The following is an 8,000-nucleotide window of genomic DNA, read 5'->3' on the forward strand; positions in this document are numbered from 1 at the left end:
GACCGACCGATGTGACACCGGCAGGGCGGCGCGGACCGCATCCGTAAGACATGGCAGAGGGTGGCGGCCCGAAACGGACCGCCACCCTCCAATGAGTACGCCTACCGTCAGTCCTCGTCGGACTTCGTACCGCTCATCCCCGAGGAGATCAGGTCCATCACCGAGGAGTCCTGCAACGTCGTCACGTCGCCCAGCGAGCGGTTCTCCGCCACGTCCCGCAGCAACCGTCGCATGATCTTGCCGGAGCGGGTCTTCGGCAGCTCCGGCACCAGCATGATCTGCCGCGGCTTGGCGATCGGGCCGAGCGTCTTCGACACGTGGTTGCGCAGGTCGGCGATGAGCTGCTCACCCGCCTCGCCGGCGATGTCGGTGCTGCCCCGCGGGATGGCGAACGCGACGATCGCCTGACCAGTGGTCGGGTCGGTCGCGCCGACGACCGCCGCCTCGGCCACCGACGGGTGCGACACCAACGCCGACTCCACCTCGGTCGTCGAGATGTTGTGCCCGGACACCAACATCACGTCGTCCACCCGGCCGAGCAGCCAGATGTGCCCGTCGTCGTCCTTCTTCGCACCGTCGCCGGCGAAGTACATGCCCTGGAAACGCGACCAGTACGTGTCGATGAACCGGTCGTCGTCACCCCAGATGGTGCGCAGCATCGACGGCCACGGCTCGCGCAGCACCAGGTAGCCGCCACCACCGTTCGGCACCGACTGGCCCTGGTCGTCCACCACGTCGGCCACGATGCCCGGCAGCGGCGTCATCGCCGAGCCCGGCTTGGCCGCGGTCACCCCCGGCAACGGCGAGATCATGATGGCGCCCGTCTCGGTCTGCCACCAGGTGTCCACCACCGGCAGTTCGCCCCGGCCGATGTGCTGCCGGTACCACATCCAGGCCTCCGGGTTGATCGGCTCGCCGACGCTGCCCAACAGGCGCAGCGACGACAGGTCGAAGCCCGCCGGGAGGTCGTCGCCCCACTTCATCATCGTCCGGATCAGGGTGGGAGCGGTGTAGAGGATGCTCACCCCGTACTTGTCGACGATCTCCCAGAACCGGCCCTTGTGCGGCGTGTCCGGGGTCCCCTCGTACATCACCTGGGTGGCGCCGTTGGAGAGCGGGCCGTACACGATGTAGGAGTGCCCGGTGACCCAGCCGATGTCGGCCGTGCACCAGTAGACGTCCGTCTCCGGCTTCAGGTCGAACACCGCGTGCGTGGTGTACGACGCCTGGGTGAGGTAGCCGCCGGTGGTGTGCAGGATGCCCTTCGGGCGGGCCGTGGTGCCACTGGTGTAGAGGATGAACAGCGGGTGCTCGGCGTCGAACGGCTGCGCGGTGTGCTCGGCCGACGCGGTCTCCACCGTCTCGTGCCACCAGTGGTCCTTCTCGGTCCAGGCCACGTCCTCGCCGGTGCGGCGGACCACGAGCACGTGCTCCACCGACGGGGAGTTCGCGACCGCCTCGTCCACAGTGGGCTTCAACGCCGACGGCTTGCCCCGCCGGTAACCACCGTCTGCGGTGATCACCACCTTGGCGCTGGCGTCCTGGATCCGGTTGCTCAACGAGTCGGCCGAGAAGCCACCGAAGACCACACTGTGCGCGGCGCCGATCCGGGCGCACGCCAACATCGCCACCGCCGCCTCCGGGATCATCGGCAGGTAGATCGCCACCCGGTCGCCGGCTGTCACCCCCAGGTCGGTGAGCGCGTTCGCCGCCCGGCAGGTCAGCTCGTGCAGGTCCGCGTACGTGATGGTGCGGGTGTCGCCCGGCTCGCCCTCCCAGTGGATCGCGACCTTGTCGCCCCGGCCCGCCTCGACGTGCCGGTCCAGGCAGTTGTACGCGACGTTGAGCTGCCCACCCACGAACCACTTCGCGAACGGCGGGTTCGACCAGTCGAGCACCTCATCCCACTTCTTCGACCAGGCCAGCCGATCGGCCTGCTTCGCCCAGAAGGCCAGCCGGTCGGCCTCAGCCTCGGCGTACGCGTCGATGGTGACGTTGGCGTGCGCGGCGAGTTCGGCCGGCGGGGGGAACTGGCGCGTCTCGTTCAGCAGATTGGCCAATGCCTCGCTCATGCCGTGACTCCTCATCCTCGGGGTGACCTGGGTCTCGATGGCACGAGGGTAGTCGCGGGGCCTGCGAGCGGCCACGGCTGCCCACTGCCTCGCGCCGAGCGGCCCCCGGGGCGCGCCCGGCGGCCCATCCCACCTGTCCCCGCCGCGCGCGGGATGCCTTGATCAACACGGTTTCATGGAAATCGGGGTGTCCAGGCCAGGCGGACACCCCGACTTCAAGGAAACCCGTGCGGAACTGCTGCGGTGGTTCGGCTGTCCGACCGCGCCGGGCCTGGTGCGGTGCCGCGCCGGGAGGGTGGTCCCTGTCGCGTTGGAGGCGGGTGCGGCCCGCCGCGCCGGGCCGGGTCGTTAGCGTGGCGGGGTGACCACCGACCCGCTCGCCCCGTTGCTCGCGCTCGCCGACATCGCCGCCGCCGTCGATCAGGCCCGCGCGCGGTTCGACCAGGCGCTCGGGCACCGGGCGCTGCGCCGGCACGGCGGACAGGTCGCCGCCGAGGTCAGTCTGCGCTCCGCTGTCGCCAGCGCGGCCCTCGAGGGGGCCGGGCACGAGCGTGAGGCGGTCCGGGCCGGCACCGTCACCGACCCGGTGCTCCAGGGGGCGCTGCGGGTCGCCGGAGCGCTGCCGGGCCTGAGCGAGCTGTGGCCGAAGGCGCCCCGCCAGGCGCTCGCGAAACTGCACGTGCTCGCCGCACGGGACATGGTGACGGAGGCCGAGCTGGGCCGCCCGGTCGCCGACCCGGTGGTCGCCACCCGACTGGACGGGCTGGCCGGCCTCGTCGCCGGCGGCACGAAGGTCTCCCCGTTGGTGCTCGCCGCTGTCGTACACGGGGAGTTGTTGAACCTGCGCCCGTTCGCCGGGCCGTCCGGCGTGGTGGCCCGGGGGGCGGCCCGACTGGTGCTGCTCGCCAGCGGCCTCGACCCGCGTGGCCTGCTCGCCGTCGACGTCGGGCACCGCGAGCGCGAGCCCGAGTACGTCGGCGCGGCCGGTGCCTTCGCCACCGGCACCCCCGACGGGCTGCGCTCCTGGCTACGGCACTACATGGCCGCCGTCGAGGTCGCCGCCGACCAGCTCACCGCCATCGGAGACGAGATCCTCGCCGCCGCCTGAGCAGTTGGACGGGTGGTGTCAGGCGGTGGTGGCGGCTCGGGTTCGGCGGTGGCGGCCATACCAGGCGATGCCGATGGCCACACCCACCCCGACCCCCAGAGCCGCCGCGGCCACCGGGACAGCGGGCCGTTCCCGCCACCGCCGGCCCAGCGGGATCGGATGGCGGAACTCCAGCACCGGCCACGCGTTCTCCGAGGCCAGCTTGCGCAGCTGCCGGTCCGGGTTGACCACACTCGGGTGGCCCACGCACTCCAACAACGGGCGATCGCTGTACGAGTCGGAATAGGCGTACGAATCAGCCAGGTCGTAGTCCCGGGCGGCGGCCAACTCGGTGACCGCCTCGACCTTGCTCGGCCCCGCCGCGTAGAACTCGACCTCGCCGCTGTACCGGCCGTCCTCCACCGTCATCCGGGTCGCGATCACGTCGGTGACGCCGAGCAGCTCACCGATCGGCCGGACCATCTCCTCGCCGGACGCCGACACCAGCACCACGTCCCGCCCAGCCGCCTGGTGCTCCACGATCAGGGCGGCGGCCTCGGCGTACACGTAGGGGTTGATCAGCTCGTGCAGCGTCTCCGCGACGATCTGGCGGACCTGCTCCACCTGCCAGCCCTTGCAGAGCGCAGCCAGGTAGTCCCGTGTTCGGGCCATGGTCTGCTCGTCGGTGCCGCCCAGCCGGAACATCAGCTGCGCGTACGCCGACTTGACCACGTCCCGCCGGGTGATCAGCCCATCCCGGTAGAACGGCCGACCGAACGCCAGGGCGCTCGACTTGGCGATGACGGTCTTGTCCAGATCGAAGAAAGCGGCACTTCGGCCCACGGCGCGAAAGTCTAGCCGGATGGTCTATCGTCGGCGGGTGCCCGGGGTCATGCCACCCCTCAGACCTGCGGGCTCTCCGCTCCGCGTGATCACGCTCACACTCTGCGAGGAGATTTTCGCAGTGAGTGGAGGCAGCACCACTCGACGTGACGGGCCCGCTCAGGCAGACTTGTCCGTACGACGAGCTTTCACATCCCCGAAACAGACAGACCCTCAGCGGTTGCACCCCCCGTGACCGCTGAGTGGTTCGGCTCGACCCCCCCGGAGCCGAACCTCCGACGACCCCCGTCTCCCCCCGACGGGGGTCGTCCCTTTCCCGGGAGCGCTTCCGGCCAGGTGAAAGTGTGTCTCCCGGGTCGGCCGGTCGGGACGGCGAGCGGAAAGGCAGCGGATCGGCAGCGAAGGTCAGCCGGACCGGTCGCGTAGTGCTCGGGCCTGTGCGCGTAGCGGTGCCGAGTGCGCCACCGCCGCCGCATCGGTCGGAAGGTCCGTCCGCTGTTCCCGGCCGTTCCGATTTGGTCACGCCGACGGGGACGCTCCATGGACTGAGCCCTCCGGTGGAAGCCTGCTCGCGCGTACCAGGATCTGTGTTTGAGGGCCACGACGGCCCGACGCAGAAAGCCTGATGCCCTCGACCCAGATCCACTCATCGCGCGGCGGGCGGTTGGCCACCAGCCGTACCCCGGTCACCCACAACCGCACCGGTCCGTCCGAAGGCAGAAGGCGATCGACCGCGTCGATGTCCAGCACCGCGCCGAGTCGTACCCGAACGTCAAACACCGCGTCTCCTCGTCGTTGGCGCCGTGTTGTGGAGAGGCGGCGCGCTGTCGGTGGTGCGTCGTTGGATCTGGAGGCCGGCGATCTGGGCGAAGACTTCCCGTCGTGCCAGGGCTGCACCGGTGGCCAGGTCGATGGAGTAGCCGGTCAGCCACACCCAGCCGTGGTACGTCGGCTTGTCGCAGACCGAGGTCACCCGCAGCCACAGCGCCCGATGACCGCCGAACTGCACCGATGCCCGGCCGTCAATCAGCACCAGGTCACCAGGAACGGGGACACCCGGCCGGTGCGGCGTCGATGTGCGCAGCGCCGAGGCGGGCGGGCCATTCACGGGTCGTCGTTCGGGTCGCGGTCTCACGCCAGTACCCACCCCGGGCCAGCCTCAGCAGGTCGCCGCGCGACCGGAAACCGCGCAGTCCAGGCATGACCGACGCGCGAAGGCGCTGGTCCACTCCGCACCACGCCCGAATGCCCGGACCGCCGCACGGGCGAAGGCGTACTTCCAACCCGCGCCGAGCAGGATTGGCAGTTGGTCGATGCATCCAGCCCCGTCATGCAGACAGGTTGTGGCACATACCGCCCAGCTACCCGGAAAATCCTTCCGGGGTCACAGCCGACCGAGGGGAGACGGTGAACCGGTGCGCGGAAGAACCAATAACCTGACCATCGGCGAACGCGTCGCCTGGTACCGCTACCGACGTGGCCTGTCCCAGGAGGTCCTGGCCGGTCTCGTCGGCCGGACCGCCGACTGGCTGGGCAAGATCGAGAACAACCGGATCGAGCTGGACCGGCTCTCCGTCATCAAGTCCCTCGCCGAAGTCCTGGACGTCTCCCTCGGCGACCTACTCGGCGAACCCGGGCTGCTCGACTGGAACAGCGACAGCGGCATCACGACCGTCCCCGCCCTGCGCGCCGCCCTGATGAACTACCGCGCCCTCGGCCCGTTCAGCGGCGGCACGAAAACCGTGCCATCGAGCGTCGCCGTACTCAGGAAGGAGGTAGGCGCCCTCTGGGACGCCTACCAAGACTCCCGATTCGCGTACGTCACCGGCCGCCTGCCCGACCTGCTGCACCGCGCCCGAGTCGCCGCCGACCACCACGACGGCGACGGCCAGGACCAGGCCCGCCGCCTCCTCGGTCTGACATACCAACTCGCTGCCACCCAGCTCACCAAGCTCGGCGAGAGCGACCTCGCCTGGATCGCCGCCGACCGCGGCTTGACCGCCGTCTGTCCCACCGGCGACCCACTCATCACCGGCTCCCTCTTCCGCTCGGTGGGCCACGCCCTACATGCCACTGGCCGCTATACCGAAGCCGTACGCCTCACCGAGGACGCTGCCGGCTACCTTGAGCCTCACCTCAAGCACGCCACGCCAGCGCTGCTCTCCGTCTACGGAACCCTGTTCCTGTCAGGCTCGATGGCCGCCGCCCGCGCCAACGATGCCGCCACCACCCGCACCTTCCTCGCCGCCGCTGACCACGCCGCCGGCCAGCTCGGAGCTGACGCCAACCACCTCTGGACCGCGTTCGGCCCGACCAACGTCGCCATCCACCGCGTCGCCACGGCCGCCGAGCTGGGCGACCTACAGGTCGCCATCGACCTCGGCCCGCGCGTCAACACCACCGGGCTGCCGATGGAGCGCCGAGTGCGGCACGCCCTCGAAGTCGCGCGCGCCTACAACTCGTGGAACCGGCTCGACGACGCCCAAGCCGTTCTGCTCGACGCCGAACAGATGGCACCCGAACAGCTCCGCCACCACTTCCTCAGCCGCCAACTCGCGCTGACCTGGATCCGACGGCAGCGAGGCAAGCCCTCGGCCGAACTGGTCGGCCTGGCCCAGCGACTCAAGGTGCTCGACTGAACCCAGCCCCTCTAGGCTGCCCTGGTGACGGCCAACGAGATGCCACCCTTGGCAACCCCACGCGTCGCCGCCGGTGCCCTCTTCTTCGACGACCAGGGCCGCGTGCTCCTCGTGCGTCCCAGCTACAAGAACCACTGGGACATCCCCGGCGGCTACGTCGAACCCGGCGAGTCACCTCGCGACGCATGCATGCGGGAGATTCAAGAAGAGCTTGGTCTCGCCGCGGCGCTCGGGCCGATGCTCGTTGTGGATTGGGCGCCCGCCGAACACGAGGGCGACAAGCTGCTCTTTATTTTCTCTGGCGGATCACTCAGCCCGGAGCAGGAGCGCGAGATCCGCTTTGTAGACGGTGAACTGACCGAGTGGCGTTACGTGAGCGCAGAGTCCTTGGAGCAGCACGGCCCACCCCGACTCGCCCGCAGGATCCGCACTGCGATCGCGGCGCTCAGTGACGGCATGTCCGCATACGCGGAACACGGCAGCGCCATCTAGACCGCAATTTCGATACGACATTAAGGCGTTGTCATGTGGCATGCACGTGCTGCCTACGCCTCGGATCGCTGTCGATAAGCATCAAGGAAATTGCGATCCCGGCTGGTCGTGCAAGCTAATCATGGTAGCCGGAGAATGAGATACGGGATCGCGTGTCCGGGCTTTACTCGCGGTTATCGTTAATGGCGTTGAGTATGCCGATGAGAGCTGATGCCTCTCTTGTGTTCAAAACTTCGCCGAGTTCCTCCGGACTTAACTCTCGCCGAAGCCTGCCAAGGGCAGTCAATGATTCCATCGGCCATTCACGGTGCAATTTTTGCCAAAGGATAGCGGCGTTCACGAACGCCTCCGCAGCCTGCTTGAAGCGCCGTTGCTCCGAGGCGATCTCCCCGAGTCTCTGGTAAGCGACAGCGGAGAGGTGCTGGTCATTAAGGTCAGAAGATAACCTGAGGACATGCCGATAGTAGCTCTGCGCTTCGTCGAACCGCTCCTGCTGTTGTGCGACGTTGCCGAGCTGGTGGTAGGTGATTGCAGCGTTTCCGCGGTCGTTGAATTCGAGCTCGATGTCGAGTGCCTGCCGGTAGTGGGCTTCGGCCTCGTCGAGCCGTGCTTGCTGTTGTGCGACGTTGCCGAGTTGGTAGTAGTTGGCTCCGATGTTTCGGCGGTCGTTGAACTCCAAGGCGATGTCGAGTGCCTGCCGGTAGTGGGCTTCGGCCTCGTCGAGCCGTGCTTGCTGTTGTGCGACGTTGCCGAGTTGGTAGTAGTTGGGTCCGATGTTTCGGCGGTCGTTGAACTCCAAGGCGATGTCGAGTGCCTGCCGGTAGTGGGCTTCGGCCTCGTCGAGCCGTGCTTGCTGTTGTGCGACGT

General features: G+C 68.7%; 7 protein-coding genes. 3 read left to right on the top strand and 4 right to left on the bottom strand.

Translation table 11 applies throughout. The annotated features are described in order from the left end of the window. Positions 1-107 precede the first annotated feature (107 nt). Positions 108-2,072, bottom strand: a complete 1,965-nt coding sequence (gene acs, locus AB0B68_RS03555; RefSeq protein WP_357201885.1) for an acetate--CoA ligase — start codon at positions 2,070-2,072, stop codon at positions 108-110. Positions 2,073-2,433: 361 nt separating this feature from the next. On the opposite strand from acs, the gene AB0B68_RS03560 reads away from it, so the two are divergent. Next, on the top strand, positions 2,434-3,180 hold the full coding sequence (locus AB0B68_RS03560; protein ID WP_357201882.1) for an oxidoreductase: 747 nt from the start codon (positions 2,434-2,436) through the stop codon (positions 3,178-3,180). Positions 3,181-3,198: 18 nt separating this feature from the next. Here AB0B68_RS03560 and AB0B68_RS03565 read toward each other — a convergent pair whose 3' ends face one another. Both AB0B68_RS03565 and AB0B68_RS03570 read right to left on the bottom strand, forming a co-directional pair. Next, positions 3,199-4,002: an HAD-IB family hydrolase gene (locus AB0B68_RS03565; RefSeq protein WP_357201880.1), complete on the bottom strand. Its 804-nt coding sequence runs from the start codon at positions 4,000-4,002 to the stop codon at positions 3,199-3,201. Between the two features lie 772 nt (positions 4,003-4,774). Further along, positions 4,775-5,035, bottom strand: a complete 261-nt coding sequence (locus AB0B68_RS03570) for a hypothetical protein (RefSeq protein ID WP_357257675.1) — start codon at positions 5,033-5,035, stop codon at positions 4,775-4,777. A 382-nt stretch (positions 5,036-5,417) separates the two neighbouring features. On the opposite strand from AB0B68_RS03570, the gene AB0B68_RS03575 reads away from it, so the two are divergent. Then, positions 5,418-6,641 (top strand): helix-turn-helix domain-containing protein, encoded by a 1,224-nt coding sequence (locus AB0B68_RS03575; protein WP_357257677.1) that lies wholly within the window; start codon positions 5,418-5,420, stop codon positions 6,639-6,641. A gap of 24 nt (positions 6,642-6,665) precedes the next feature. Then, the gene (locus tag AB0B68_RS03580; RefSeq protein WP_357257679.1) at positions 6,666-7,133 is read left to right on the top strand and encodes an NUDIX hydrolase; all 468 of its coding nucleotides are present in this window, start codon (positions 6,666-6,668) and stop codon (positions 7,131-7,133) included. Positions 7,134-7,296: 163 nt separating this feature from the next. Here the strand turns inward: AB0B68_RS03580 and AB0B68_RS03585 are convergent. Further along, a partial coding sequence (locus tag AB0B68_RS03585; protein ID WP_357257681.1) for a tetratricopeptide repeat protein occupies positions 7,297-8,000 on the bottom strand: 704 nt, incomplete at its 5' end.

Origin of the sequence: Micromonospora sp. NPDC049049 (assembly GCF_040649115.1) — a bacterium.
In the GTDB taxonomy this organism is placed as follows: Bacteria; Actinomycetota; Actinomycetes; order Mycobacteriales; family Micromonosporaceae; genus Micromonospora.